The 25,208-nt window shown below is 63.7% G+C and carries 25 protein-coding genes; 13 read left to right on the top strand and 12 right to left on the bottom strand.

Annotation, left to right across the window (positions count from 1 at the left end; translation table 11 throughout):
* Positions 1 to 14 precede the first annotated feature (14 nt).
* Positions 15 to 341, bottom strand: a complete 327-nt coding sequence (locus D8Z78_RS08135; RefSeq protein ID WP_121629794.1) for an SH3 domain-containing protein — start codon at positions 339 to 341, stop codon at positions 15 to 17.
* 218 nt (positions 342 to 559) lie between these two features.
* On the opposite strand from D8Z78_RS08135, the gene ctaA reads away from it, so the two are divergent.
* Both ctaA and D8Z78_RS08145 read left to right on the top strand, forming a co-directional pair.
* Entirely contained in the window at positions 560 to 1,708 is a 1,149-nt protein-coding gene (gene ctaA, locus D8Z78_RS08140) for a heme A synthase (protein ID WP_121629877.1), read from the top strand.
* A complete protein-coding gene (locus D8Z78_RS08145) occupies positions 1,705 to 3,180 on the top strand; it encodes a carboxypeptidase M32 (protein WP_121629792.1) in 1,476 nt (491 codons plus the stop codon). The genes ctaA and D8Z78_RS08145 overlap by 4 nt, the downstream gene beginning before the upstream one ends.
* Here the strand turns inward: D8Z78_RS08145 and D8Z78_RS08150 are convergent.
* Together D8Z78_RS08150 and gyrA are read right to left on the bottom strand one after the other, a co-directional pair.
* Entirely contained in the window at positions 3,177 to 3,527 is a 351-nt protein-coding gene (locus D8Z78_RS08150) for a DUF6614 family protein (protein WP_121629791.1), read from the bottom strand. The genes D8Z78_RS08145 and D8Z78_RS08150 overlap by 4 nt on opposite strands.
* Before the next feature lie 101 nt (positions 3,528 to 3,628).
* A complete protein-coding gene (gene gyrA / locus D8Z78_RS08155; protein ID WP_206169655.1) occupies positions 3,629 to 6,355 on the bottom strand; it encodes a DNA gyrase subunit A in 2,727 nt (908 codons plus the stop codon).
* 188 nt (positions 6,356 to 6,543) lie between these two features.
* On the opposite strand from gyrA, the gene D8Z78_RS08160 reads away from it, so the two are divergent.
* Positions 6,544 to 6,813: an usg protein gene (locus tag D8Z78_RS08160; RefSeq protein ID WP_121629789.1), complete on the top strand. Its 270-nt coding sequence runs from the start codon at positions 6,544 to 6,546 to the stop codon at positions 6,811 to 6,813.
* Between the two features lie 55 nt (positions 6,814 to 6,868).
* Here the strand turns inward: D8Z78_RS08160 and D8Z78_RS08165 are convergent, their stop codons facing one another.
* From D8Z78_RS08165 to thpD, 3 genes are all read right to left on the bottom strand, one after another.
* The gene (locus D8Z78_RS08165) at positions 6,869 to 7,423 is read right to left on the bottom strand and encodes a lipid-binding SYLF domain-containing protein (protein WP_121629788.1); all 555 of its coding nucleotides are present in this window, start codon (positions 7,421 to 7,423) and stop codon (positions 6,869 to 6,871) included.
* Positions 7,424 to 7,534: 111 nt separating this feature from the next.
* Positions 7,535 to 8,533 (bottom strand): porphobilinogen synthase, encoded by a 999-nt coding sequence (gene hemB / locus D8Z78_RS08170; protein WP_121629787.1) that lies wholly within the window; start codon positions 8,531 to 8,533, stop codon positions 7,535 to 7,537.
* Between the two features lie 64 nt (positions 8,534 to 8,597).
* Positions 8,598 to 9,533, bottom strand: coding sequence for an ectoine hydroxylase (thpD, locus tag D8Z78_RS08175; RefSeq protein WP_121629786.1), 936 nt, complete (start codon positions 9,531 to 9,533; stop codon positions 8,598 to 8,600).
* 197 nt (positions 9,534 to 9,730) lie between these two features.
* Here thpD and D8Z78_RS08180 point away from each other — a divergent pair, with 197 nt between their 5' ends.
* From D8Z78_RS08180 to D8Z78_RS08190, 3 genes are all read left to right on the top strand, one after another.
* The gene (locus tag D8Z78_RS08180; RefSeq protein WP_121629785.1) at positions 9,731 to 10,252 is read left to right on the top strand and encodes a component of SufBCD complex; all 522 of its coding nucleotides are present in this window, start codon (positions 9,731 to 9,733) and stop codon (positions 10,250 to 10,252) included.
* A gap of 33 nt (positions 10,253 to 10,285) precedes the next feature.
* Positions 10,286 to 13,747, top strand: coding sequence for a transcription-repair coupling factor (mfd, locus tag D8Z78_RS08185; protein ID WP_121629784.1), 3,462 nt, complete (start codon positions 10,286 to 10,288; stop codon positions 13,745 to 13,747).
* A 113-nt stretch (positions 13,748 to 13,860) separates the two neighbouring features.
* The gene (locus tag D8Z78_RS08190) at positions 13,861 to 14,427 is read left to right on the top strand and encodes a class I SAM-dependent methyltransferase (RefSeq protein WP_121629783.1); all 567 of its coding nucleotides are present in this window, start codon (positions 13,861 to 13,863) and stop codon (positions 14,425 to 14,427) included.
* A gap of 88 nt (positions 14,428 to 14,515) precedes the next feature.
* On the opposite strand, the gene D8Z78_RS08195 is transcribed toward D8Z78_RS08190, so the two are convergent.
* The 4 genes from D8Z78_RS08195 to D8Z78_RS08210 are packed head-to-tail and all read right to left on the bottom strand — an operon-like array spanning position 14,516 to position 17,521.
* The gene (locus D8Z78_RS08195; protein ID WP_121629782.1) at positions 14,516 to 15,598 is read right to left on the bottom strand and encodes a methyltetrahydrofolate cobalamin methyltransferase; all 1,083 of its coding nucleotides are present in this window, start codon (positions 15,596 to 15,598) and stop codon (positions 14,516 to 14,518) included.
* Positions 15,595 to 16,263: an HAD family hydrolase gene (locus D8Z78_RS08200; protein ID WP_121629781.1), complete on the bottom strand. Its 669-nt coding sequence runs from the start codon at positions 16,261 to 16,263 to the stop codon at positions 15,595 to 15,597. Before D8Z78_RS08200 ends, D8Z78_RS08195 begins: the two co-directional genes overlap by 4 nt.
* A 9-nt stretch (positions 16,264 to 16,272) precedes the next feature.
* A complete protein-coding gene (locus D8Z78_RS08205) occupies positions 16,273 to 17,196 on the bottom strand; it encodes a methylenetetrahydrofolate reductase (protein WP_121629876.1) in 924 nt (307 codons plus the stop codon).
* 28 nt (positions 17,197 to 17,224) lie between these two features.
* A complete protein-coding gene (locus D8Z78_RS08210; protein WP_121629780.1) occupies positions 17,225 to 17,521 on the bottom strand; it encodes a virulence factor in 297 nt (98 codons plus the stop codon).
* Between the two features lie 247 nt (positions 17,522 to 17,768).
* Here D8Z78_RS08210 and D8Z78_RS08215 point away from each other — a divergent pair, with 247 nt between their 5' ends.
* Genes D8Z78_RS08215 through D8Z78_RS08225 form a run of 3 tightly spaced genes read left to right on the top strand, consistent with a single transcriptional unit; the run spans position 17,769 to position 20,365 of the window.
* Positions 17,769 to 18,473, top strand: coding sequence for a sulfotransferase family 2 domain-containing protein (locus D8Z78_RS08215; protein WP_121629779.1), 705 nt, complete (start codon positions 17,769 to 17,771; stop codon positions 18,471 to 18,473).
* 32 nt (positions 18,474 to 18,505) lie between these two features.
* The gene (locus D8Z78_RS08220; RefSeq protein ID WP_121629778.1) at positions 18,506 to 19,618 is read left to right on the top strand and encodes a Ppx/GppA phosphatase family protein; all 1,113 of its coding nucleotides are present in this window, start codon (positions 18,506 to 18,508) and stop codon (positions 19,616 to 19,618) included.
* Positions 19,619 to 19,654: 36 nt separating this feature from the next.
* Positions 19,655 to 20,365, top strand: coding sequence for an RlmE family RNA methyltransferase (locus D8Z78_RS08225; RefSeq protein ID WP_121629777.1), 711 nt, complete (start codon positions 19,655 to 19,657; stop codon positions 20,363 to 20,365).
* Here D8Z78_RS08225 and D8Z78_RS24565 read toward each other — a convergent pair.
* Positions 20,362 to 20,532 carry a hypothetical protein gene (locus D8Z78_RS24565; RefSeq protein ID WP_164932920.1) on the bottom strand — a complete coding sequence of 57 codons (171 nt, stop codon included), beginning with the start codon at positions 20,530 to 20,532 and terminating at the stop codon, positions 20,362 to 20,364. The two genes, D8Z78_RS08225 and D8Z78_RS24565, sit on opposite strands and share 4 nt — an antisense overlap.
* 119 nt (positions 20,533 to 20,651) lie before the next feature.
* Between D8Z78_RS24565 and D8Z78_RS08230 the strand changes: the two genes are divergently transcribed.
* Genes D8Z78_RS08230 through D8Z78_RS08245 form a run of 4 tightly spaced genes read left to right on the top strand, consistent with a single transcriptional unit; the run spans position 20,652 to position 24,439 of the window.
* A complete protein-coding gene (locus D8Z78_RS08230; protein WP_121629776.1) occupies positions 20,652 to 21,275 on the top strand; it encodes a GDSL-type esterase/lipase family protein in 624 nt (207 codons plus the stop codon).
* 5 nt (positions 21,276 to 21,280) lie between these two features.
* Positions 21,281 to 21,712, top strand: coding sequence for a lipocalin/fatty-acid binding family protein (locus D8Z78_RS08235; RefSeq protein ID WP_240672051.1), 432 nt, complete (start codon positions 21,281 to 21,283; stop codon positions 21,710 to 21,712).
* A 56-nt stretch (positions 21,713 to 21,768) separates the two neighbouring features.
* The gene (locus D8Z78_RS08240; protein ID WP_121629774.1) at positions 21,769 to 23,175 is read left to right on the top strand and encodes a carnitine 3-dehydrogenase; all 1,407 of its coding nucleotides are present in this window, start codon (positions 21,769 to 21,771) and stop codon (positions 23,173 to 23,175) included.
* Positions 23,162 to 24,439 carry a glycerate kinase type-2 family protein gene (locus D8Z78_RS08245; protein ID WP_121629773.1) on the top strand — a complete coding sequence of 426 codons (1,278 nt, stop codon included), beginning with the start codon at positions 23,162 to 23,164 and terminating at the stop codon, positions 24,437 to 24,439. The genes D8Z78_RS08240 and D8Z78_RS08245 overlap by 14 nt, the downstream gene beginning before the upstream one ends.
* Here the strand turns inward: D8Z78_RS08245 and D8Z78_RS08250 are convergent.
* On the bottom strand, positions 24,424 to 25,173 hold the full coding sequence (locus D8Z78_RS08250; RefSeq protein ID WP_121629772.1) for a hypothetical protein: 750 nt from the start codon (positions 25,171 to 25,173) through the stop codon (positions 24,424 to 24,426). The two genes, D8Z78_RS08245 and D8Z78_RS08250, sit on opposite strands and share 16 nt — an antisense overlap.
* Between the last annotated feature and the right edge of the window lie 35 nt (positions 25,174 to 25,208).

Raw genomic sequence — 25,208 nt, forward strand, 5'->3', positions numbered from 1 at the left:
CCGGCAGGGGAAATTCAGTAGCCGTAGCCATTGTTGTAATGCTTCTTGTAGGGCTTCTTCTTGTAGGTCGGCTTCGGCGCGTAATGGCAGGAATGGCCGCTCAGGTACTGGGCCGACACCCAGTAGTAGTTGTGCTTGTAGGCGACCTTGGCCCAGCCCCACTTTTGGGCGACCACATGCACCGGGGTGCAGGGGTTGAAGGTGCCGATCACGTGGTAGTTGGTGCCGGGGCCGGAGCGCGCGTTCAGATGGACATTGCCGACATAAGCCTGCGTGGCGGCGGCGGCCGAAGCGGACAGGGCGGAGGCGGCGAGGATGGCGGCTGCAATGAACTTTTTCATGGGTCTGTTCCTTTTGGGGCAAGGGCTTGGGAAGAAGGATCGTGTCGTTGAACTTGTGCCCTCAATCTACGTCTCACAGCCCCGGCGCATAAGTCCGGAAACCATTACTGAGGTATTCCTGACCCTGCGGACCCCGCGCCAAGCGCAGGACGCCGTGTCGCATCCGCTTGAAGCGGGCGGGGCGCGGCACTAGTGTCCGCCTGAAATTGGAGACCAAGATGGCCGAGAAACGCAAACTCTTCGAAGAGGTCACAGAGACGGGCAAGCCGGTGGCACCGGCGCGCGGGGGCATGATCGACGCGGGCAAACGCGGCGCGCGGGGCGCGATCCGCGTGTGGCTGATGGTGCTGTTCGTCATGGTGGTGGTGATGATCGCGGTGGGCGGATTGACGCGCCTGACCGATAGCGGCCTGTCGATCACCGAATGGCGTCCCGTCACCGGCGCGCTGCCACCGATGAGCGACGCCGCCTGGCAGGAGGAATTCGACAAGTACCGTCAGATCCCGGAATACCAGTTGCAGAACAAGGGCATGAGCCTGTCCGAGTTCCAGTTCATCTACTGGTGGGAATGGGGCCATCGGCAGCTGGGCCGGACCATCGGCCTTGTCTGGGCGCTGGGGTTCTTTGGCTTTCTGGCGGCGCGCAAGATCCCCACGGGCTGGACGGGCCGCCTGTTCGGCATCGGCGTTCTGGGTGGGCTGCAAGGGGCCGTGGGCTGGTGGATGGTGTCCTCGGGTCTGGGCGGAGAGATGCTGGACGTGGCCTCCTATCGGCTGGCGACCCATCTGGGGCTGGCCTTCGTGATCCTCGGCTTCATCGCTTGGTATGTCTACGCGCTGGGGCGCGAGGAACGCGACCTGATGCAGGCGCGGCGCAGCGCCGAGCCCAAGCTGTTTTCGATGTCTACGGGCCTGTTGCACTTCACCTTCCTGCAAATCCTGCTGGGGGCGCTGGTGGCCGGGATCGATGCGGGGCGCAGCTACAATGACTGGCCCTTGATGGCAGGAGGCATCTTTCCGCCCTATCCGTTCGATATCGAGCCGGTCTGGCGCAATTTCTTCGAGAATGCCGGGTTGGTGCAGTTCATGCACCGGGTCGCGGGCTACTTGCTGTTCGTCTTTGGCATCGTCGTCTGGCTGCGGGCGCGCAAGTCGCCGAACAGCGACACCCGGTTCCGTTTCAACGCGGTCTTTGCCATGCTGGTCCTGCAGATGGTGCTGGGCATCGTGACCGTGCTTTATCTTGCGCCTTGGCAGATCGCCATCGTGCACCAGTTCGGGGCGGTCGTGCTCTGGGCGCTGATCCTGCGGGCGCGCTTTGCCGCCCGTTATCCTGTTCCGCAATCGATCCGGGGGAAGACCGCATGAGTGCGTTTGACGAGTTGATGACCTTCCAGCGCGACACCGAGGCGCTGGCCCAGATCGCCGGTCGCTTGAGCTGGGATCAGGAAACCATGATGCCGCGCGGTGCTGCCGATCAGCGCAGCGACGAGCGCGCCGCGATGGAGGCGGTCTTGCACCAGCGCCGCGTCAGCCCGCGCATCGGCGAGTGGCTGGCCGCCATCGATGAAGGCGGGCTCGATGACGTGGCCAAGGCCCAGTTGCGCCATATCCGTCGTGCGCATGACCGCGCGACGCGCGTGCCTGAACGGCTGGCCTCGGCCATCGCCCGGAAGGTCAGCCAAGCGCATGTGATCTGGGCCGAGGCGCGCGCCGATGACGATTTCGCCGCCTTCGCGCCGACCCTGAGCGAGATCATCGCGCTGCGTCAGGAAGAGGGCGCCGCGCTGGCCGATGGTGGCAGCGTCTATGACGCTTTGCTCGACGATTACGAGCCGGGCGCCAAGGCGGCCGATCTCGAGGCTATGTTCGGCGCGCTGCGTCCGCGCCTCGTGGCGCTGCGCGAGGCCGTGCTGGCGCAACCTGCAAAGGCTGGTGTGCAGGGCACCTTCGACGAGCATGGTCAGATGAAGCTGGCCCGGACTCTGGCCCGGACCTTTGGCTATGACCTGAAACGCGGGCGCGTCGACAAAGCCGTGCATCCCTTCAGTTCAGGCAGCGGCGACGATGTGCGCATCACCACGCGGACCAATGCACTCGATCCGTTCAACTGCTTTTACTCGACGATCCACGAGGTCGGCCATGCGAGCTATGAGCAGAATATCGACCCGGCCTATCGCCTGACGCCGCTGGGCGGGGGCGTGTCGATGGGCGTGCATGAAAGCCAGAGCCGGATCTACGAAAACCAGTTGGGTCGCTCGCGCGCGTTTACCGGCTGGCTCTTCGGGCAGATGCGCGACACGTTCGGCGATTTCGGGATTGCGGATGAGGAGGCGTTCTATGCCGCCGTCAATCAGGTCAAGAATGGCTATATCCGCACCGAGGCGGATGAATTGCAGTATAACCTGCATGTGCTGTTGCGCTTCGATCTGGAACGCGCCCTGATCGCGGGTGATCTGGCCGTGGGCGATCTGGAAACCGCGTGGAACGACCGCTTCGCGGCGGATTTCGGATTTGCGGTGGACAAGCCGTCGAACGGGGTCCTTCAGGACGTGCACTGGTCGGCGGGCCTGTTCGGCTATTTCCCGACCTATTCGCTGGGCAATGTCTATGCGGGCTGCCTGCATCAGGCGCTGCGGGTGGCGGTGCCTGACCTCGATGATCAGCTGTCCCGGGGCGATACGACAGCCGCTACCACGTGGCTGAAGTCGACCCTTCAGACCCATGGCGGGCGCTTTACGCCGCGCGAGGTGATCGAAAGGGCCAGCGGCGCGGCTCCGTCCGAGGCACCGCTGCTGGACTATCTCGAAGAGAAGTTCCGCGACCTCTACGACCTTTAAAGAAGGGCCATGCGTTCCGCCCGTTCCGTGTCTGGGAATGGGCGGTACAACCCGAAATCGGCGGTCAGGATCTGTTCGTGGACGGCGCGGTACAAGGCGTCGATCGTGTCGTCATGCCGCCCCAACGTGCGAAAGGCCTGATCCAACTGGGTCAGGTCCTTGACCTCGATCTGCAGCAGGAAATCACGGTGGCGATCCGAGGCAAGGTTCAGCTTGCGCCGGTATAGCGTCCAAGCCTTTATCACGCCGGATTGCATGAGATGGGACATCCAGTCCTCGCAGGCCTTGGCGAAAACCAACGCGCGGGCGTCATTCTTCAGGTCGATGGAGCAGGTATACAGGTTCATGGCACGATTCCTCCGCAAGGGATCGTGCCATGAGATGTCTTTCCGTCCGATTAAGAGGCAAGGGGCCAAAGTAGGATGGGTTAAACCCATCCTATCCCGGATTATTCTTCTTCGCTGTCGTCCTCGCCCTGATCGGCGATCCAAGCCACGGACACCACCGTCTCACCAGCACCGGTGTTGAACACCTTCACGCCGCCGGCGCTGCGCGAGCGAAACGAAATGCCATCCACCGGCACCCGGATCGACTGGCCCGTCGAGGTGGCCAACATGATCTGGTCGTCGAGTTCCACCGGGAAGCTGGCCACGATGTCACCGCCGCGCATGGATTTCTCCCACGCGGTGACGCCCTGACCGCCACGCCCGCGCACCGGGTAGTCGTGGCTCGACGACAGCTTGCCAAGGCCACCGGCGGTGATCGTCAGGATCAGGTTCTCAGCCGCCGACATCTGAGCATAACGGTCCTGCGCGAGCGGCGCGTTTGCGTCGCCTTCCTCGTCCGAGGCATCCTCGTCGGTCAGACCAGCCATGGCGCGGCGCATCTTGAGATACGAGGCGCGTTCATCGCTTTCGGCGTCGAAATGGCGGATGATCGACATGGACACGACCTCGTCGCCATTGTGCAGCCGGATGCCGCGCACCCCGGTCGAGGCGCGCGAGTTGAACACCCGCACATCCGGCACGGGGAAGCGGATCGCCCGGCCCGAATTCGTCACCAGCATCACGTCGTCGTCTTCGGAACAGATGCGCGCGTTGATCAGGCGGGTGTTCTCATCCTCGCCCTCGAATTTCATCGCGATCTTGCCGTTGCGCATGACGTTGGTGAAATCCGACAGCCGATTGCGGCGAACGGACCCTTTGGAGGTCGCGAAGACGATCTGAAGATCGTCCCAGTCCTCTTCCGGGCGGTCCACCGGCATGATCGCGGCAATCGACACGCCCTGCGGGATCGGCAGGATGTTGACGATCGCCTTGCCGCGCGACGCACGGCTGCCCAGCGGCAGACGCCATGTCTTGAGCTTGTAGACCATGCCATCGGTGGTGAAGAACAGCAGTTGCGTATGGGTGTTGGCGACGAACAGGGTCGTGACCGCGTCGTCCTCTTTCAAGCCACCGCCCGACAGCCCCTTGCCGCCGCGCTTTTGCGCGCGGAAATCGGCCAGCGCGGTGCGCTTGATATAGCCGCCAGCGGTAACGGTGACGACCATGTCCTCTTGTTCGATGAGATCCTCATCGTCCATGTCACCGGCCCAGTCGGTGATCTCGGTGCGGCGCGGCACGGCGAAATCACTGCGCACTTGCGTCAGCTCGTCCGAGATGATCGACATGATGCGTTCGCGCGAGGAGAGGATGTCGAGGTAGTCCTTGATCTTGGCGGCGAGGTCTTCGAGTTCGTCCGTGACTTCCTTGACCCCCAACTGGGTCAGGCGCTGCAGACGCAGGTCGAGGATCGCGCGGGCCTGCGTTTCGGACAGGTTATAGGTGCCGTCCTCGTTCGCCTTGTGGGTCGGATCGTCGATCAGGGCGATATAGGGCAGGATCTCATGCGCGGGCCAGCGCCGTTCCATCAGGCGGGTGCGGGCCTCGGCGGCATCGGCAGACGACCGGATCGTCGCCACGACCTCGTCCACGTTCGACACGGCCACGGCCAGACCACAGAGCACATGGCTGCGCTCGCGCGCCTTGCGCAGCAGATAGGCGGTGCGGCGGGCGACGACATCTTCGCGGAAGTCGATGAAGGCGGTCAGAAAACCGCGCAGCGTCAGCTGTTCAGGGCGGCCACCGTTCAGCGCCAGCATGTTGCAGCCAAAGGAGGTCTGCATCGGGGTAAAGCGGTAAAGCTGGTTCAGCACCACCTCGGCCGTCGCGTCGCGCTTCAGCTCGATCACCACGCGCACGCCGTCGCGGTCGGATTCGTCCTGAACGTGGGCGATGCCCTCGATCTTTTTATCGCGGGCGGCCTCAGCGATCTTTTCGATCATCGTGGCCTTGTTCACCTGATAGGGGATTTCCTGGATGACGATGGCCCAGCGGTCCTTGCGGATCTCCTCGACCTTGGTCTTGGCGCGGATGATGACGCTGCCGCGCCCTTCCAGATAGGCCTTGCGCGCGCCAGACCGGCCAAGGATCACGCCGCCTGTCGGGAAGTCCGGCGCAGGGATGTATTCGATCAGCTGTTCCGTCGACAGGTCGGGATTCTCGATCAGCGCCAGCGTCGCATCGACAACCTCGCCAAGGTTATGCGGCGGGATGCGCGTCGCCATGCCGACCGCGATGCCCTCGGCGCCGTTGACCAGCACGTTGGGATAGCGCGCGGGCAAAACCGTGGGCTCACGCTCCTTGCCGTCATAATTGTCCTGAAAGTCGACGGTTTCCTTGTCGATATCCGCCAGCAGCGCCAGCGCGGATTTCGCCAGACGGCTTTCGGTGTAACGCATTGCGGCGGGCGGATCGCCATCCATCGAGCCAAAGTTGCCCTGACCGTCGATCAAGGGCAGCGACATCGAGAAATCCTGCGCCATGCGCACCAGCGCGTCGTAAATCGCGCTGTCGCCATGCGGGTGATAGTTGCCCATCACCTCGCCCACGGACTTCGCGGACTTGCGGTACGACTTGTCGGGCGTGTAACCGCCTTCATACATCGCATAAAGAATGCGCCGATGCACAGGTTTCAGGCCATCGCGCAGATCGGGAATCGCACGGCTCACGATCACGCTCATGGCGTAGTCGAGATAGCTCGCCTTCATCTCATTTTCGATAGAGATCGACGGACCGCGCGGGGTCGGCGGAATTTTCTCTTCGTTCTCAGGGGGTTCGGGCGTATCGCTCACGGTGCTGGCCTGCTTTTGTCTATGCCATATCTTGTTGGAAGCCTTATATCAGACCCAAGGGATTGCGTGCAATGGTGGGTCCAGGCGTCATTTTGGCAGCCATGAGTGTCGGCTGCTAACATACTGTTTTTATTGAAAAGTAAAGATTCGCTCGGCAGACTTTTCTCATAAGAAAAGCGAGGTGCGCAATGCAGGTCTCAGAGACGGAACTGATGTTGAAAGGATACGGGCTGACCACGGCGGAATTCTACTACCGGATGCCCGATTACAAACATGTGCTGAACACGTTCATCTGGCAGGATTACGATCTGGCGCCGGATCACCCCAAGCTGTTCGAATTCATCGAATTCTGGCAGGACAGTATCGAGGGACCGCTGCATTCGGTCCGCTTCACCCATCGCAAGATGATCTCGCCCGGCGAATGGCGCAATGTCGTGGGTGAATTCACCTACCACTAATTAGTGGCATCGCCCCAATGCGGGGCGATGGCGCTTTGGGTATGGTCCAAGCGGATCAGGGGATGATCCGGGTGTATTTCACCCCTTCGAGCGTTGCGCCGACGCGCAAACCCGACTGGCCAAAGATCACCGCAATCACCGGCGCAAGCGAGGTGGTCGTCTCGGCGGCCAGCGTCTCGCCCTTGGAGGGGGTGGCATATTCAATGTTCGCACCGGCTGCATAGCCGGGCGAGCGGCGGAAGTTCTGCAGCGCGTCCTCGGTCATGAAGAACAGGACGTGGCTGTATTGCTGCCCGCCGATCTGCAATCCGCCCGAGGCCTTGGCCATCGAGTAGTAATCCACCGTCGCGCCGCCGACCCGCAGCGCACCCCGCCCATATCCTGCGCCGATGCCAAGGCCGACCTCGGTCACCAGCGGCATTACCAGCATGCCCACCGATTTCGCGCCCAGCTGCTGGGTCGCGGGATAATCGGAATACAACTGGCTGAGCGTCGCGTTCACGCGGGCGTCGATCGTTGCCGGACCCCGGCTGCCCACGCCGTTTGCACAGCCACCCAGCAGCGCCGTCGCGCCAAGCCCGAAGGCAAATTCACGTCTCGTGAAAGTCATCTGTCCTGTTCCTTGCCGATGCCTCGTCCGGCTATCTTGCCGGTTGTCGCAGTTTATAGGCCGAAAGCCGCCGCATGTCACCACATGACGTGGGCCATGGGCGGGCTTCCGCTACCCGTTGAGAAGCTTTGCCGCGGCGGGGGCGAAATAGGTCAGGATGCCGTCACATCCGGCACGTTTGAAGCTCATGAGGCTTTCCAGCATGACCTTGTCGCCATCGACCCAGCCGCGCTCGCCCGCGCCTGCCAGCATCGCGTATTCGCCCGAGACCTGATAGGCAAAGGTCGGAGCGCCGAACAGGTCCTTGGCGCGGCGGCAGATGTCGAGATAGGGCATGCCGGGCTTGACCATGATCATGTCGGCGCCCTCGGACAGGTCGCGCTCGATCAGGCGCATGGCCTCGTCGGCATTGCCGGGGTTCATCTGGTAGGTGGTCTTGTCGCCTTTCAGCGCGCCCGACGCGCCCACCGCATCGCGGAATGGGCCGTAGAAGGCGGACGCATATTTTGCCGCATAGGTCAGCAGCAACACGTTCTGATGGCCTGCGCTTTCCAGCGCGCTCCGGATCGCGCCGATGCGGTTGTCCATCATGTCGCTGGGTCCGATAATGTCGGCCCCGGCCTCGGCTTGGCTCAGCGCCTGTTTCACCAGCGCCTCGACCGTGCGGTCATTGACGATCTCGCCATCCTCGACAAAGCCGTCATGCCCGTCGATGTTATACGGGTCCAGCGCCACATCCGTCATCACGGCGATGTCCGGCACGGCGGCCTTAATCGCGCGGGTGGCGCGGTTGGACAGGTTGTCGGGGTTCCACGCCTCGGCGCAATCGGCGGTCTTCAGCGCCGGGTCGGTATAGGGAAAAAGGCAGATCGCCGGGATGCCAAGCGCATGCGCCTCGCGCGCGGCCTCGACCACTTTATCGACCGACAGCCGGTTCACGCCCGGCATCGAATGGATCGGTTCGACCACGCCCTCGCCGTCACGCACGAAGACCGGCCAAATGAAATCGGCCGGGCTCAGCGTGGTTTCCTGCACCAATGCGCGGATCGCACCGGATTTGCGCAGGCGGCGCAGGCGGGTCGCGGGGAAGGGGGCTAGGCTGGGGCGCATGTCTGTCTCCTGTCGTTGATGCAGGAATGCCCGCGCCCCGCCGCCTTGTCCAGTCCAAGGTGCCTCAGGCGAGGCGACCCTTTTGCACCTTGATCGCGTCCGGCACCTTGCGTTCGGCCAGAAAGCCGGGACGCGGCGCGTCGGCGGCAAACGGTGCCTCGGGCGCGTTCGACACGGCATTGTAGACGAAGAACGCGTTCGAGCGCGGATCGGGCGTGATATTGCCGTTCGAGCCGTGCAGGGTGTTGCAATCGAACAGGACGACCGTGCCAGCCGGTCCCTCGGCATCGTCGATGCCGTACATCCGGGCCATGTCGCGCAGCGTGGCCTGCGAGGGGGTGCCGACCTCCTGCTTCTTCAGCGAGGATTTGTGGTTGTCCTCGGGCGTTTCGCCCTGGCACGAGACAAACGTCTTGTGCGATCCGGGGATCAGCATCAGTGCGCCGTTATGGGCCCGGTTGTCCGTCAGCAGCACCGAGGCCGACACGGCGCGCATGCGCGGCATGCCATCCTCGGCGTGCCAAGTCTCGAAATCCGAATGCCAGTAGAACTCCTTGCCGGTGAAGCCCGGTTTGTAGTTCAGGCGCGACTGGTGCAGGTAGACATCGTCGCCCAGCAAGAACTGTGCGGTCCCCGCGATCCGGCGATCGGCGGCCAGACGCGCCATCAGCGGATCCTTGTGGTCGAGGCGGAAGATCGTGCGCACCGCATTGGTTTCCGGCTCTGTCACCACTTCTTCGCTGCGGGCGCCGGCCAGCGTTTCGCGCAGGCGGTTGGCGCGGTCGATCAGGGCCGTCACCTCTTCGGGGGAAAACAGGTTGCGCAGCACGAGATACCCGTTGCGCTCGAAAGACTGGGCCTGACCCTTGGTGATCGGCGCGCTTTGGGTCCAGTCATTCCAGAGAACCGGGTCCTTGCGTTCCATCCATTTTTCCGGTGTTTGCCGACGCGTCGGATATTCGTCCGCGCAGGCGGTTTGCGTCGCATATTCCAGCGGCATGGTCGTCTCCTGAGATTGGTTTTCCGTTTCACCTGATATGCAGGTGTCTGCCCTGTCAGCGCGGGGGCCGCGCGATTTGTTCCAAACGAATTTCCCGCAGGGTTGCGCAACTGGCAGCCGAGCGGTGGTCACAAGCCTCTGGGCATTTGCCGTGACCCGCGCTAGAACGCGGATCAAAGAAGATCGAGGCGGCAGGCATGGACTGGTACGGAACCGTTTTTGACATGATCGACATGCGATCATTTTCAAACCTGTGGTTCTGGATCGTCTTGGCGGTCGTCTGGTCCTCGGCCAGCCACTGGGTGATCGGCGTGCCCTTCGACATGGTCGCGCGCGCCAAACGCAATGGCGGCAAGGCCGAACAGGACCTCGAGGATCTCGCCCGCATCAATGCCAACCGGCTGCTCTTCATCATCGACGAGGCGGGGCTGTGGCTGGCGGCGATGATCGCGGCGCTCTTGACGATGCTGGCCATGCTGGGCTTCTGGTATGACGTAGAATTCGCGCAGGCGGTGTTCCTGCTGGCGGCGCCGATGACGGTTGTCTTCCTGATGTCGGTTGCCACGTCGCGCCGCATCGTTGCGGGCGAAGGGCAGGGCGAGGCGCTGTGGCGCCGCTTGCGCATCCATCGCGTGCTGTCGCAACTGGTGGGCATGGTCGCGATCTTCATCACGGCTTTCTGGGGCATGTACCAGAACATGATGGTGCAGGTGCTCTAGGGCATCCGAGGCACCGGCAGGGGAACTCAGCGCATGGCACAGGATCGGATCATCACGGGCGGCGCGCCCGAGGGCTTTGACGCAACGCTTGTCCTGCGCGAGGTCGAGAAGACCGGTGGCCCCGTCATCCACGTTGCCCGCGATGACAAGCGGCTGGCGGCGATGCGCGAGGCCTTGGCCTTCTTTGCGCCTGACATGCCGGTTTTGACCTTCCCGGCATGGGATTGCCTGCCCTATGACCGGGTGTCGCCCAATGCTGATATCTCGGCGGCGCGCATGGCGACGCTGGCGGGGCTGGTGCAGGGCGGGCCGTCTCGTTTTGTGCTGTTGACGACGCTGTCGGCGGCCATGCAAAAGCTGCCCGCACGGTCCGTCCTGCGCGACGCGGCGTTTTCGGCGCGGGTCGGCGACAGGGTAGATGAGGGCGGATTACGGGCGTTTTTGGTACGAATGGGCTTTTCTCAAGCGCCGACAGTGACCGAACCCGGGGACTACGCCATTCGCGGCGGCATCATCGATATCTTCCCACCGGGTGATGGCGGACCGGTGCGGCTCGACTTCTTTGGCGATGTCTTGGATGGCGCGCGCCGGTTTGATCCGGTGTCGCAGCGCACCACTCAAAAGCTGGATGTCGTCGAACTGGCCCCGGTGTCCGAGGTGATCCTCGACGAGGCGGCGATCCTCCGCTTCCGTCAGAATTACCGGATCGAATTCGGCGCGGCGGGCACCGACGATCCGCTATACGAGGCGGTTAGTGCGGGTCGCAAGCATGCCGGGGTCGAGCATTGGCTGCCCTTCTTCCATGACACGCTCGAGACCCTGTTCGACTACCTTCCGGGCGCGCCGGTGCTGCTGGACAACCAGATGACGCCTGCGCGCCTGTCGCGCTGGGACAGTATCGAGGATCAGTATGGCACGCGCCAGCATGCGATGAGCCAGAAAAAGACCATGGGCAGCTCGGTCTACAAGCCGATCCCGCCGGGCTTGCTGTATCTCGACGATCCCGCATGGGAGGCGGCGTTGCAGGGCCGCAGGCAGGTGCAGTTTCACCCGCTTCCGCAGGCCACGGGCCCCGGTGTGGTGGATGCGGGCGGGCGCATCGGGCGCAATTTCGCGCCTGAACGGCAGCAAGAAAACATCAGTCTTTTCGGGGCTTTGGCCGCGCATGTGACCGCAAAGATGCAGGATGGTCCGGTGGTCATCGCCTCCTATTCCGAGGGCGCGCGCGAGCGCCTGACCGGGTTGATCGAGGATGAGGGGCTGGCCGAGGTCATCCCGATCTCGAACGGCACGCGCATCGGTAAGCGGGGGCTGTACCTTGCAGTCTGGGCGCTGGAAGCCGGGTTCGACGCGCCGTATGACGGTGCTCGCCTTACCGTCGTGTCAGAGCAGGACGTTCTGGGTGACCGTCTGATCCGGCAGCCGAAGAAGCGGCGCAAGGCCGAGAACTTCCTGACCGAACACCAGTCGCTGACCCCCGGCGATCTGGTCGTGCATGTGGATCACGGTATCGGTCGATATCAGGGCATGGAAGTCATCACCGCAGCGGGCGCGGCGCATGAATGCCTCAGCCTTGAATATGCCGAAGGATCAAGGCTTTACCTGCCGGTCGAGAATATCGAACTGCTGTCGAAATACGGCCATGAAGAGGGCCTGCTGGACCGTCTCGGCGGCGGTGCGTGGCAGGCCAAGAAGGCCAAGCTCAAGGAACGCATCCGCGAGATGGCGGATCGTCTGATCCGCATCGCCGCCGAGCGTGCCTTGCGCAAGGCCCCGATCATGGACCCACCGCCGGGCGCTTATGAAAGCTTCGCCGCGCGCTTCCCCTATACGGAAACCGATGACCAGCTGGGCGCTATCGAGGACGTGATGTCCGACATGCATTCTGGCCAGCCGATGGACCGGCTGATTTGCGGCGATGTGGGCTTTGGCAAGACCGAGGTGGCCATGCGCGCCGCCTTCGTCGCCGCAATGTCGGGCGTCCAGGTGGCGGTGATTGCGCCGACGACGCTGCTGGCGCGTCAGCACTACAAGTCGTTTGCGGAACGATTTCGGGGATTTCCGGTACAAGTCGCCCCCTTGTCGCGCTTTGTCGGCACGAAAGAGGCCAGTCTGACCCGTGACGGGATATCAAAGGGCACGGTCGATATCGCCGTGGGCACGCATGCGCTTTTGGCGAAGGGCATCCGCTTCCAGAACCTCGGCCTGCTGATCATCGACGAGGAACAGCACTTTGGCGTGCAGCACAAGGAGCGGCTGAAGCAGCTGCGCTCGGATATCCATGTGCTGACGCTGACCGCAACGCCGATCCCGCGCACCTTGCAATTGTCGCTGACCGGCGTGCGTGACCTGTCGATCATCGGCACCCCGCCGGTCGACCGGCTGGCCATCCGCACCTATGTTAGCGAGTTCGATCCTGTCACGATCCGAGAGGCGCTGCTGCGCGAACATTACCGCGGGGGGCAGTCCTTCTACGTCGTGCCGCGCTTGACGGACCTGCCGGAGGTTGAGCAGTTCCTCAAGGATCAGCTGCCCGAACTGTCCTACGTGGTGGCGCATGGCCAGATGGCCGCGGGCGAGTTGGATGACCGTATGAACGCCTTCTACGACGGCAAGTTCGACGTGTTGCTGGCGACGACCATCGTGGAATCCGGCCTGGATATCCCGACGGCCAACACGATGATCGTGCACCGTTCCGACATGTTCGGTCTCAGCCAACTCTACCAGATTCGCGGTCGGGTCGGTCGGTCCAAGACCCGCGCCTATTGCTACCTGACCACGAAACCGCGCGCCAAGCTGACCGCCACGGCCGAAAAGCGCCTGCGCGTTCTGGGCAGCATCGACACGCTCGGCGCTGGTTTTTCCTTGGCCTCCCAGGACCTTGACATTCGTGGCGCTGGCAATCTTCTGGGCGAGGAGCAATCGGGCCAGATGCGCGATGTCGGCTACGAGTTGTACCAGTCCATGCTGGAGGAGGCGATTGCCAAGATCCGCTCGGGCCAGATGGACGGGTTGACCGAGGACGATGGGCAATGGGCGCCGCAGATCAATCTGGGCGTGCCGGTGCTGATCCCTGAGGATTACGTGCCCGATCTCGATGTGCGTCTGGGCCTCTATCGCCGCCTGTCTTCGCTGACCACCAAGGTCGAACTCGAAGGCTTTGCCGCCGAGTTGATCGACCGCTTTGGCAAGCTGCCGCGCGAGGTGAACACTCTTCTTTTGGTTGTGCGTATCAAGGCGATGTGCAAGCGTGCAGGCATCGCGAAACTGGATGGCGGGCCGAAAGGCGCGACGATCCAGTTCCACAACAACAAGTTTGCCAAGCCGGAAGGGCTGGTTGCCTTCATCAAGGCGCAGGACGGGCTGGCCAAGATCAAGGACAACAAGATCATCGTGCGCCGCGACTGGTCCACCGACAAGGCCAAGATCCAAGGCGCGTTTGCCATTGCCCGCGACCTCGCTGAGGCCGCCGGTACCGTCAAGAAAAAGGCCTGAGGCGCACGAAACCCGACAAGGGCGGGCGTTTCAGGGCCGAAAACGGGCACTTCATGCAGGGCTTGACCTTTGCGGCGGGCTGTCGCCTGATGGCCGAAAGAGCATGAGGCAGCATGGCAAGCATCAACCGGATCGTGATGGCGAAAGCCTGTCGGACGTTGATCCGCACTTTGGAACCGGAAACTCTGGACGTGGCCGAGATTTCCGGCAAGTTCGGTGAGAGGTTCCCGTTTCGCAGCTACTTCAACTATCAATACCCGGAATACGACATCTGTGACGGGCCGCTGCGCGATCAGGATGGCGAGATCGGCCAGTTCGACCTGATCATCGCCGATCAGGTCTGGGAGCATCTGGATTTCCCCTATCGCGCGACGCGAAATGTCTGGCAATCCCTGCGCCCGGGCGGCTATTTCCTTGTCGCGGTGCCATTCTTCGTCCCGCTGCACGCGGCGCCAGTGGACAACACGCGCTGGTCGGCGCGGGGGCTAAAGAATTTCCTGATCGAGTGCGGTTTCGAACCGGACGATATCGTGGCCGAGCAATGGGGCAACCGCTGGGCGGCGATGCGCAACCTGATCGGGCCTTTTCCGCCTGTCTATGACAAAGAGACCGACGTTCTGCACAACGAAGAGGACATGCCCATCAGCGCATGGGCGCTTGCCCAAAAGAAAGAGGCCTGATCACTGGATCAGACCCCTTGCTTCTTTGGTCCCGAAATACCTCGGGGGAGGCCGAAGGCCGGGGGCAGAGCCCCCAACCCCGCTTGGCTCAGGCGCGACGGCGACGGCCACCGGTGCGACCGGCGCGGCCACGGCCCTCTTGCCCGGCTTTCGGGGCCTGACGGTTGAACTCGATCCACGCCGCACCGCCATCGTCATTGTTGGTCAGGAAGTTGGCGGCGCGGATCGCCTCCATTTCCTTGCCGGCGCGCGGTTGGGTCGAGCCCATGCCGAACATCTGCACGAAATCTTCGTCTTCCATGTCTTCCGGCAGGATGATGCCCGCAGCCGCGACGGCCGCGCGCTTTTCGGCAATCGCCTTGGCGTTCACCGGCAGCGCCACCGGGTTCATGATCGCAGAGGTCATGCCCGCGCCCATCGCCATCGGCAGGAAGGCGTTGTTGATGCCGTGACGGTTCGGCAGACCGAAGGAGATGTTCGACGCGCCGCAGGTGGTGTTCACGCCCAGTTCTTCGCGCAGGCGACGGACAAGGGTGAAGACCTGCAGGCCAGCGGTCGCCATCGCACCGATCGGCATGACCAGCGGGTCGACGACGATGTCATGCGCGGGGATGCCGAAATCGGCGGCGCGCTCGACGATCTTCTTTGCCACGGCAAAACGCACTTCGGGGTCTTCGGAGATGCCGGTGTCGTCGTTCGAAATCGCCACGACCGGCACGTTGTACTTCTTGACCAGCGGCAGAACCAGTTCCAGACGCTCTTCCTCGCCGGTGACCGAGTTCAGCAGCGGGCGGCCCTTGGCGGCGGCCAGACCGGCCTCGAGCGCACCGGGAACCGAGCTGTCGATACACAGCGGGCAATCGGTGACTTCCTGCACCTTTTCAACCAGTTGGCGCATCAGGTCCGGCTCGACGAAGTTGTTGTCGGCGTAGCGGGGATCCTCGGCCATCTTGTTGGAAAACACGGCGCCCGAGTTGATGTCCAGCACGGTGGCGCCAGCGGCGACCTGCGCGATCGCGTCGGCCTGCACGCGGCTGAAATCGCCCGCTTCAAGCTCGACATTCAGGATCTTACGGCCGGTGGGGTTGATGCGCTCGCCGATCACGCAAAAGGGCTGGTCAAAGCCCATGATGGCGGTCTTGGTGCCGGACTCGATGATGGTGCGGGTCATGTTCTTGCCTCTCTGTCGAAGCGCTGAAGCACGTCGTCCAGCGCCGGGTCGTTGAAATCTGCCAAGGTGGTATGGGCGCCGTTCACCCGCAATGTCTGGTCGGACAATTGCGAGCGGATGCCCACGGTGTAGGCCCCGGACGCGCAGGCTGCGCGCACGCCCGAGGGGCTGTCTTCGAAGGCGATGGACTGCGCCGGGCTGACGCCCAGCATCTTCATCGCGGTGAGGTACGGGTCGGGATGCGGCTTGCCCCGGGGGCATTCCTCGCCGATCACGAGAATGTCGAAGGCGTCGCGAAGGCCGATGGCCTCCAGCATGGCCTCGGCGTTCAGGCGCATCGCGTTGGTGACGATGGCGCGCGGCCAGTCCTCGCGCAGGGCGCGCTCGACCAGCCGTTTGACGCCGGGCATGGCGGGGTAGGGGCGGGGCAGGCGGGCGCGGAACTCGGCCTCCTTCGCGTCCGAAAGCGCCTGCGGGTCAGGCTCATTCGGGAGGAATTCGGCAAAGAAGTCCACGTTCAGCCGACCATGCACATGGGTCATGTAGAACGTTTCGGTCACGTCCAACCCGCGCGGCCCCATCATGTCGGCGAAGACCTGCATGTGGATCGCATCGCTGTTCAGCATGGTGCCGTCCAGATCGAAGAGAAGCGCAGGTCCCGCCATCCGTTCCGCTTACCCGTTGGCCGGGCGGGTGCTGTCGCCGCCGTTCTCGATGGCCCAGGTGGCGTTCGACTTGATCCCGCCCAGCGGGAAAAAGTGCACCTGCTCGATGTTGAAATCGGGGTTCGCGGCCTTGTGCGCGGCCAGTTTGGTCAGCACGTCAGTGGGCTCATAGGGCATGACCAGCTTGGTCACATCCATGGCGCGCTTTTGCAGAACCTTCAGCGAGGGGCCGACGCCGCAGGCGATGGCGAACTTGATCAGGGTTTGCAGCTTGGCCGGACCGGCGATGCCGATATGGATCGGCAGCTTGATGCCCTCGGCGGTCAGGCGGTTGGCCCATGCGATGATCGGATCGGCGTCAAAGGCGAACTGCGTGGCCAAGGCCATTTCCGCATCGGTGCGCTCGTTGAAGGCCTGCTTCCAGCGCAGCGCCTCCATCACCATGGCGTCGCCGCCATTGGGGTCGATGTCTTTGTTGCCCTCGGGGTGACCGGCGACGTGCAGGCGGGTAAAGCCCGCCCTGTCGAATAGGCCGGTTTCCATCAGCTGCATCGAGCTGTCGAACTCGCCATGCGGGGTGGTTACGCCACCGGCCAGCAGCAGGGCCTGCTTCACACCGGCCTCGTTCTGGTACATCGAAATCCAGTCGGCCAGCGTGGCCTTGTCCTTGATGATCCGGGCGGGGAAATGCGGCATGACGTTCATGCCGGCATCAGAGAGGCGGCGCGCGGTGGCCACCATGTCGGCGATCGGCGTGCCCTCGATATGGGCGATGTAGACGCGGGTGCCGTCGGGCAGCAGGGCGCGGAAATCCTCGACCTTTTCGGCGGTGCGCGGCATCACCTCGATCGAATAGCCCTTGAGGAAAGCCTCCAGGTGCTGGTTGCCGTTCGCGGGCTTTTCTTCGCGCTTGCGGAAATTGAGCAATGCCATCACGGCCTCCTTCAGGGTCATCGGGGGCTCATGCCCAACCGTCGTTTGCAATCAGCGCCTTCAGGCGGTCGGTGTCATACTCGGCCTCGATCCGGGCGATTTCGGCCTGTGCGGCCTCGCTCGGGTCGCCCTCGACGGTGCCGGAGGCCACCTTGCGCCATTCGGCAAGGTAGGCATCGGTATCCGAGGCCCCCACCTTCATCGCGGCGCGGTCGATGGCCTGCTCGAAACGCTCGGACAGCACGGCCTTGGCACCGCGACGGCCCTTGCCGACGATGACCTGGGCCGGGATGTCGCGCCAGTAGACGATGGTGAGGTCGGTCATGAAACCTGATTCCTTTGTTCGCTGCGCACTCAATACTGGTGATGCGGGCATGGCCTGCGTCGTTTTTCGACCCAAGGGGTGACGCTTGCGACAGGGTATGTCGAACGCGATCATTGTGCCATGGGGGGCAATCGGCTAAGTTTTCACGAAAATCATGAGGCAGATTAACCTTCGGCCAAGACAAGCCCGCAAAACTGGGCGGCGGCGAAGGTCAGGAAATCGAAAGCGACCGAAAAGGGGCTCGAGCATGGCCATCACCGTCGACGCGTACAAGATCGCCTATATGGCGCTGCCCAAGGCGGGCTGTTCCTCGGTCAAGGAGGCGCTGGCGCGGCTCGATCCGGATTTCACCGTTCCGCCCGAGGACCAGATCGACATCTACACGTGGCACGGCCGTTTTCCGACGCGCCGGTTTCGCGGCTTCCGCTGGGCGCGGTATTCCGATTACTGGCGGTTTTGCGTGGTGCGCGACCCGGTGAAGCGCCTCATGTCGGTCTATACCAACCGCGTCGTGCAATTCGGCGACGTCGCCAACAGCCGCAGACTGCGGAAAAACCCGAAATGGTCGCATCTGAACCCAGACCCCAGCCCGGATGAGTTCTTTGCCAATCTGACGGACTACAAGTCGGTGAATTCCTCGATCAAGCATCACGCCATGGGGGCGTGGCATTTCCTTGGACGGGATTTCGGCAATTACGACCGCGTCTACAAGACCGAAGAGCTGGGCCAGCTTGCGCAGGACCTGTCGAAGCGCACGGGCCAGTTCGTCACCATGCCGCGGGGCAACAGGTCGGACCAAACGCTGACGCTGGACGATCTTGCCCCGGCGACGATCGACGCGATCCGGCCCTTTCTCGAACAGGAATACGAACATTTGTCGGCGTTTTATCAGAACCCGCTCGGGTCGCGGCGTCACGAGGCTTGCGCGATACCATCGGCGCGCGTATCCTGACCCCAAGTTGATATCGGAGAGGCGCGAAAACCATGGCGCCCAAGCGTCCCGAGGCTGCGGGCGCTTTCCCGAAACCGGTCGAGAGCCCCGCGCCTGTACCGCCCGATCCCAATGCGCTGTATGCCGCGTTGGATCTGGGTACAAATAGTTGTCGCATGCTGATTGCCCAGCCAAAGGGCAGCCAGTTCCATGTGATCGACAGTTTTTCCAAGTCGGTCCAACTGGGCCATGGCTTGGAAAAGACAGGTCGGCTGAGCCGATCGTCCATGATCCGGACGATCTCGGCCCTGCGCGTGTGCCAACAGAAAATCGACCGCCACAATGTCCATAACATGCGTCTGGTGGCCACCGAGGCCTGCCGCCGCGCGCGCAACGCCCGCGACTTCATCCGCCATGTGCGCCGTGAAACCGGCCTGAGGCTGGAGATCATCCAGCCCGAGGAAGAGGCGCGCCTTGCGGTCATCTCATGTGCGCCGCTGGTCTCGACCAAGACGGAACAGCTGCTGGTCGTCGATATCGGTGGCGGCTCGACCGAACTGGTCTGGATCGATCTGTCCAAGGTCGAGCCACGCGAACGTCCTCGTGCGATCATGCGCCTGCATGCGGGCTTCCACCCGCCGGAAACGCCGTTCCCGACGGCCAAGGTGGTGGACTGGATTTCGGTGCCTTTGGGCGTCGCCACGCTGCGCGACCAGTTCTCCGACGTGCAGGACGACGCCGCGCGCTATGCGCTGATGAGCTGGTATTTCGAGGAACATCTCGCCGATTTCGCCCCTTACCGGGATGAACAGGCGCGCGAGGGCTTTCAGATCGTCGGCACGTCCGGCACCGTGACCACGGTCGCCGCCTCGCATCTGGGGCTGCGCCGCTATGACCGAACCAAGGTGGACGGGCTGCGCATGTCCTCGGACCAGATCGAGGCGGTGATCCAGAGATACCTGACCATGGGCCCGGCGGGGCGTCGCCGCGACCCGCGCATCGGCCCGGATCGGCATGCGCTGATCATGTCGGGCTCGGCGATCTTGCAGGCGCTCTTGCGGATCTGGCCGACGGACCGGCTGTCCGTGGCGGATCGCGGCCTGCGCGAGGGATTGCTCTATGCGCAGATGTCGGCGGATGGCGTTCTGGAGGATGGCCCGCTATAGGGGCGGTCTACCGCGAAGGAAGGACACGAACAGGCTATGGCAAAGGGACCCAAGAACAGTTCCGGGCGCGGGCAGCGCGATCTCAAGGTCAAGGTCAAGACGGCCCGTGGCCGGTCTTTGTCGTCCACACGCTGGCTGCAACGGCAGCTGAACGACCCTTATGTCAAGCGCGCGCGCGACGAGGGGTATCGTGGGCGCGCTGCCTTCAAGATTCTGGAAATCGACGACAAGTACCGGTTTCTTGTGCCCGGCGCGCGGGTTGTCGACCTTGGCTGCGCCCCCGGCGGCTGGTGTCAGGTGGCGGTGAAGCGGGTCAACGCACTTGGCGACAAGCCGGGCAAGCGGCAGGGCACGATCCTTGGCATCGACCTTCAAGAGATCGAGCCGATTGCGGGCTGCGAACTACACCAGCTCGACTTCATGGCCGACGGGGCCGATGAGCAGGTCAAGGCATGGCTGGGCGGCAAGGCCGATGTGGTCATGTCCGACATGGCGGCGGCCTCTTCGGGCCACAAGCAGACCGACCACCTGCGGATCATCGCGCTGTGCGAAGCGGCGGCGGAACTGGCCTTTGACGTGCTCGAAGAGGGCGGCACCTTTGTAGCCAAGGTTCTGGCCGGTGGGGCCGAGGGCAGCCTTCAGCAGATCCTGAAACAGCGTTTCGCAAAGGTGGCGAATTTCAAACCACCGGCGAGCCGGTCGGACTCCTCGGAAAAATTCGTCGTCGCCACCGGCTTCAAGGGTTAGCGCCGCAGCGACGCCACTGCGGCAGCCTGCCATTGCGCGATCTGTTCGTCGCTCAGCCCGTCGTCGAAGCGCGTGCGCAGTTCGGGTTCCTCAAGCGCCTCTTGCTCCGTGCGGTGCAGGGCGAACAAGCGGGCAAGGCGGTTGGTCGAGGGGCTGTCATCCAGCATGAATCGGTCCGGGTGTTTGCGGGTGAGGACTTGATTTTGCCCGTGCTTTAAGGCGGATTTCGTGCAAGGAGAAGGCTTTGCCGAGGTTTTCGGTAAATTGCCTTGGGGATGGGGGGAAGATGGCTGTTATTTTGTGCTACGGCGACAGCAACACGCATGGCACCTTGCCGATGAGGGTTGCGGGCCAGTCCGAGCGCGCCGCGCGCGCCGACCGCTGGACCGAGGTTCTGGCCGCCGATCTGGGGCCGGATCACACGGTCATCGCCGAGGGCCTGCCGGGCCGCACCACCGTCCACGAGGATCATGTCGAGGGCGGCGCCCGCAACGGGCTGGCGGTGCTGCCAGCGGTCCTGCACAGCCACAAGCCGCTTGACCTGATGATCCTGATGCTGGGGACCAACGACCTCAAGCCGCGCTTCGCCGTGTCCGCCCATGAGATCGCGCGTTCGGTCGAGCGGCATATCGTGCTGGCGCGCGCCGAGGGGGTGGTGGACAGAATCCTGCTGATTACGCCCGCGCCGGTGCGCGAAACAGGCACACTGGCCGACGTCTTTGCCGGGGCCGAGGCGCGGCAGATCGGGTTGGATGGGTTCCTCGAAGAGATCGCCGCACGCCACGGCTGTGCCTTCCTGCGGGCGGGCGATCACGTGGTGGTGTCCGACAAGGATGGCGTGCATTGGGAACCCGAGGTGCAGCGCGGCTTTGGCGCCGTCATGGCGCAGGTCGTGCGAGGGCTGTTTTGAGGCTCTTGCCGCTGATCCTGCTCGCTGGCTGTGCCGCGCCCGCAGCCTTGCCTCCGGTCACGATCCCCGTACGCAACCCGACCGCGCCGATTGCCTCGCAGGTCGATGCGGACCTGTCGCGCCTGTCTGGCGACTGGGTGGTGGTGCAGGGGGCGGGAATCCGGCCGGGCACGCGGTTGCGGTTCGGGCCGGATCGGGTCGCCATCGACGGTGCGGTCCTGTCGGTGGCGCAAACCACCGCGGGCCGGCTGACGATCGGGGGGGAACCGGTCTGGGTCCACTGGATCGATGCCGACAACCGCACCGCTGCGCTTGGCAATCCCGACGGTACACGGGTCTGGATCATGGATCGTGCCGGCAAACCGGGCGAACGGCTGCGCGCGGCGCGCGAAATCCTGACATGGTACGGCTACGACCTGTCCCGCGTCGCGGGATGACTTGCCTTTCCCGACGGCGCCGGGTTCTCTGAGCGAAACGAGCGCAGGGAGGGATCATGCAAAAAATAGCGGCAATCATCGGCGGTGGCGTCATCGGCGGCGGCTGGGCGGCGCGGTTCGCGCTCATGGGCTGGGAGGTGCGCCTGTACGACCCCGACCCGGACGCCGCGCGCAAGATGTCCGAAGTGATGGCCAATGCGGCCCGCGCGCTGCCGATGCTCTACGAGGCACCGATGCCCGCGTGCGGGGCGATCACCCATTGTGCAACCTTGGCTGAGGCGGTGGAGAGCGCAAGCTACATACAGGAAAGCGTGCCCGAGCGCCTTGAGTTGAAACACAAGGTTTTTCAAGAGCTTCAGGCCCATTGTTCATCTGATGCCGTCATTGCGTCCTCGACCTCCGGCTTCAAGCCCTCGGAATTGCAGGAGGGGGCCGCGCGCCCTGAGCAGATCCTCGTCGCGCATCCTTTCAACCCGGTCTACCTGCTGCCGCTGGCCGAACTTGTACCCAGTCCCAAGACCGGCGCGCAGATCGTTGAAAAAGCGAAAGAAACCCTGACGGCCATCGGTATGTACCCGCTACATGTCCGGGCCGAGATCGACGCGCATATCGCCGACCGGTTCCTCGAAGCGGTCTGGCGAGAGGCGCTTTGGCTGGTCAAGGACGGCATCGCCACGACCGAGGAAATCGATAACGCGATCCGCTATGGCTTTGGCCTGAGATGGGCGCAGATGGGCCTGTTCGAAACCTACCGCGTGGCCGGTGGCGAAGCGGGCATGCGGCATTTCATGGCGCAGTTCGGTCCGTGCCTGCAATGGCCTTGGACCAAACTGACGGATGTGCCCGAGTTCACCGACGAGCTGGTCGACCTGATCACAGAACAATCCGACGCCCAATCCGGCGCGCATTCGATCCGCGAGCTGGAGCGCCTGCGCGACAACAACCTCGTCGCGATCCTGCGCGCCTTGAAAGGGCAAGAGGCCGCCGCCGGTGCGCTGATCCGAGCCCATGATGACAGCCTGCGCGGGCCTTTGGCGGACGGGGTGCCGCTGGTGACCGTGCGCCGCACCGTGCCGGTCGATTGGACCGATGTGAACGGCCACATGAACGAGGGGCGCTATGGGCAGGTCTTCTCGGACGCCTCCGAGGAATTGATGGCGCATGTCGGTGCGGACCGCGCCTATATCGATGCGGGCAACAGCTATTTCACCGCCGAAACCAACATCAAGTATCTCTCGGAAACCCTTGCTGGAGAAGACTTTATCGTCGAAACGCGGGTCATGTTGGGGCAGGGCAAGAAGCTGCGCCTGTGGCACGAGATGAAGCGGCCTTCGGGCGAGATCGTGGCGACCTGCGACCAGTTCCTTCTGCATGTCTCGCTGGAGACGCGGCGTTCTTGTCCGCCACTCCCAGAGGTGCTGACCCGGATCGAGGCACTGGCACAGGCGCATGCCGATGGATGATCGCGCGCTCCTGACCGACCTGTTTCACACGGCTGTCGCGGCGGCGGATCCGATGAAATGCTTGAAACAATCACTGCCCGCGCGCCCAAAGGGGCGCACCGTGGTTGTCGCCATCGGCAAGGGCGCGGCCCAGATGGCGGCGGCGTTCGAAACCCTGTGGGACGGCCCCGTCGAGGGGGTCGTCGTCACGCGCTACGGCTACGCGGTGCCATGCCGGGACCTGCCGGTGATCGAGGCGTCGCACCCAGTGCCCGATGCGGCCGGGATGGAGGCGACCGAGGCGGTGTTCCGGGCGGTCGAGGGCCTGACGGAGGACGATCTCGTGGTTGCGCTGGTCTGCGGCGGCGGTTCGGCCCTGCTGCCCGCGCCGCCCGAGGGGTTCGCGTTGGAGGATGAGCAGGCGTTGAACAAGGCCCTGTTGTCCAGCGGCGCGCCGATCGGTGTGATGAACGCCATTCGCAAGCATTTCAGCCGGGTCAAAGGTGGGCGTCTGGCGCTGGCCGCGCATCCGGCGCGGGTCTTGTCGCTGGTGGTCAGCGATGTGCCGGGCGACGATCCGGCGCAGGTCGCCTCTGGCCCGACCGTGCCCGACGGGGTGACCCGCGTTGACGCGCTTTCGATGATCCGAGCGCGAAATATCAAGATACCGGAACAGGTTATGGCGCATATCTCAAACGATGCCTCTACCGCGCCATTGCCCAATGATCCGCGTTTTGCCCGGAACGAGGTGCATGTTGTAGCCTCTGCACGCCTCTCGCTCGAGGCTGCCGCCGCGCGCGCCGAGGCGCTTGGCCTGCGCTCGGTGATCCTGTCGGACAGCATCGAGGGCGAGGCCCGGGATATCGGCTTGATGCATGCCGCGCTCGCGCGCGAGATTGCCCTGCGCAACCGCCCGTTTACGGCGCCGGTGCTTGTCCTGTCGGGCGGCGAGACCTCTGTCACGCTGGGCGATGCGCCCGGTCGCGGCGGGCGGAACACGGCTTTCCTGATGGGACTCGCGGGCGCCATCGAGGGCGTGAACGCCACCATTCTGGGCGCCGATACGGATGGGATCGACGGGTCCGAGGACAATGCCGGTGCCTTCGCCGATGGGAGCAGTTTTGCCCGGCTGCGCGCGCTTGGCCTCGATCCGGGCGATTTTACCCGCGCGCAGGATCCGTGGGGCGCGTTCGACGCGCTTGGCGACTTGTTCGTGCCCGGTCCGACCGGCACGAATGTCAATGATTTCAGGGCGATGCTGGTCAGGCCTCAGGCATCGCCGTAGCCCAGCATCGCTTCTTGATCCGGGTCGACCTGCGCGCGTAGAAACGCCAGATCGGCCTCTGACATCGCCTTCGGCGTCGCCGGGCGCGGATCGATTGCTGGCGCGAATTTCGACCCGAGCCGCTTGTGGACGGGGCGATATTCCTGTGCGAGGCCAGTCACTTGCAGCCTGTCATGCACATCTTGCAGGAACGCTTCGGGGCGGGCGATCACGTCCTCCATCCGGCAGAAGACCAGCGTGCAGCCGCGATTGAAGAACCCCAATAGCGCCGCCAGCTTGGCGCGGCGCAGCGCATACAGGTTCTCAAACGGCAGGCCGGTCAGCGGGTGGCGGTCGTGTTGCAAGGGTTGTCCCGCGCCACCCAGTTCTGCCACCTGCGGGAAGTAGCGCGGGCGGTCCGCGACCGTGGCCCATTCTGCGCGAATGAAGTCCGAAAATTCAAGGGCTTGCATCTGAGGCGGGCAATGCCACGGCTTGGCATGCATCGACAGGCTCCACGCGCGGGCATCGCGCACGCAAGCCACGATCGCAACATGTTCGGGGATGGCCGTCATATGGGGAAAGCCGTGTTTCCAGCCCAATTCCTCCATCGGGCGCAGAGGGGAATTGCGGCCCAGCAGGCGCTTGACGTAATTCGTGCCCGACGACCGCTCGCCAAACACCTGATAGCGTGTGGGCGGCACGGGGCCGGGCACGACTTGCCAGCCAATTTCGCGAAAATCCTGCCCGATCATGCCCGTAACCCTCTTTTCATCTGATCTTAGGGCGC

The organism is Tropicibacter alexandrii (assembly GCF_003667315.2).
GTDB lineage: Bacteria > Pseudomonadota > Alphaproteobacteria > Rhodobacterales > Rhodobacteraceae > Tropicibacter > Tropicibacter alexandrii.

What these genes read in the sequence shown, in the direction of transcription:
- D8Z78_RS08195 (WP_121629782.1), bottom strand. Translation starts at nt 15,598, where the DNA reads ATGACCCGCACCATCATCGAGTCCGGCACCAAGACCGCCATCATGGGC.
- hemB (WP_121629787.1), bottom strand. Translation starts at nt 8,533, where the DNA reads ATGCGCCCCAGCCTAGCCCCCTTCCCCGCGACCCGCCTGCGCCGCCTG.
- D8Z78_RS08215 (WP_121629779.1), top strand. Translation starts at nt 17,769, where the DNA reads ATGGCCATCACCGTCGACGCGTACAAGATCGCCTATATGGCGCTGCCC.
- D8Z78_RS08135 (WP_121629794.1), bottom strand. Translation starts at nt 341, where the DNA reads ATGAAAAAGTTCATTGCAGCCGCCATCCTCGCCGCCTCCGCCCTGTCC.
- D8Z78_RS08210 (WP_121629780.1), bottom strand. Translation starts at nt 17,521, where the DNA reads ATGACCGACCTCACCATCGTCTACTGGCGCGACATCCCGGCCCAGGTC.
- D8Z78_RS08150 (WP_121629791.1), bottom strand. Translation starts at nt 3,527, where the DNA reads ATGAACCTGTATACCTGCTCCATCGACCTGAAGAATGACGCCCGCGCG.
- D8Z78_RS08225 (WP_121629777.1), top strand. Translation starts at nt 19,655, where the DNA reads ATGGCAAAGGGACCCAAGAACAGTTCCGGGCGCGGGCAGCGCGATCTC.
- ctaA (WP_121629877.1), top strand. Translation starts at nt 560, where the DNA reads ATGGCCGAGAAACGCAAACTCTTCGAAGAGGTCACAGAGACGGGCAAG.
- D8Z78_RS24565 (WP_164932920.1), bottom strand. Translation starts at nt 20,532, where the DNA reads ATGCTGGATGACAGCCCCTCGACCAACCGCCTTGCCCGCTTGTTCGCC.
- D8Z78_RS08160 (WP_121629789.1), top strand. Translation starts at nt 6,544, where the DNA reads ATGCAGGTCTCAGAGACGGAACTGATGTTGAAAGGATACGGGCTGACC.
- D8Z78_RS08240 (WP_121629774.1), top strand. Translation starts at nt 21,769, where the DNA reads ATGCAAAAAATAGCGGCAATCATCGGCGGTGGCGTCATCGGCGGCGGC.
- D8Z78_RS08220 (WP_121629778.1), top strand. Translation starts at nt 18,506, where the DNA reads ATGGCGCCCAAGCGTCCCGAGGCTGCGGGCGCTTTCCCGAAACCGGTC.
- D8Z78_RS08205 (WP_121629876.1), bottom strand. Translation starts at nt 17,196, where the DNA reads ATGGCATTGCTCAATTTCCGCAAGCGCGAAGAAAAGCCCGCGAACGGC.
- thpD (WP_121629786.1), bottom strand. Translation starts at nt 9,533, where the DNA reads ATGCCGCTGGAATATGCGACGCAAACCGCCTGCGCGGACGAATATCCG.
- mfd (WP_121629784.1), top strand. Translation starts at nt 10,286, where the DNA reads ATGGCACAGGATCGGATCATCACGGGCGGCGCGCCCGAGGGCTTTGAC.
- D8Z78_RS08190 (WP_121629783.1), top strand. Translation starts at nt 13,861, where the DNA reads ATGGCAAGCATCAACCGGATCGTGATGGCGAAAGCCTGTCGGACGTTG.
- D8Z78_RS08145 (WP_121629792.1), top strand. Translation starts at nt 1,705, where the DNA reads ATGAGTGCGTTTGACGAGTTGATGACCTTCCAGCGCGACACCGAGGCG.
- D8Z78_RS08180 (WP_121629785.1), top strand. Translation starts at nt 9,731, where the DNA reads ATGGACTGGTACGGAACCGTTTTTGACATGATCGACATGCGATCATTT.
- D8Z78_RS08250 (WP_121629772.1), bottom strand. Translation starts at nt 25,173, where the DNA reads ATGATCGGGCAGGATTTTCGCGAAATTGGCTGGCAAGTCGTGCCCGGC.
- D8Z78_RS08245 (WP_121629773.1), top strand. Translation starts at nt 23,162, where the DNA reads ATGCCGATGGATGATCGCGCGCTCCTGACCGACCTGTTTCACACGGCT.
- D8Z78_RS08200 (WP_121629781.1), bottom strand. Translation starts at nt 16,263, where the DNA reads ATGGCGGGACCTGCGCTTCTCTTCGATCTGGACGGCACCATGCTGAAC.
- D8Z78_RS08165 (WP_121629788.1), bottom strand. Translation starts at nt 7,423, where the DNA reads ATGACTTTCACGAGACGTGAATTTGCCTTCGGGCTTGGCGCGACGGCG.
- D8Z78_RS08230 (WP_121629776.1), top strand. Translation starts at nt 20,652, where the DNA reads ATGGCTGTTATTTTGTGCTACGGCGACAGCAACACGCATGGCACCTTG.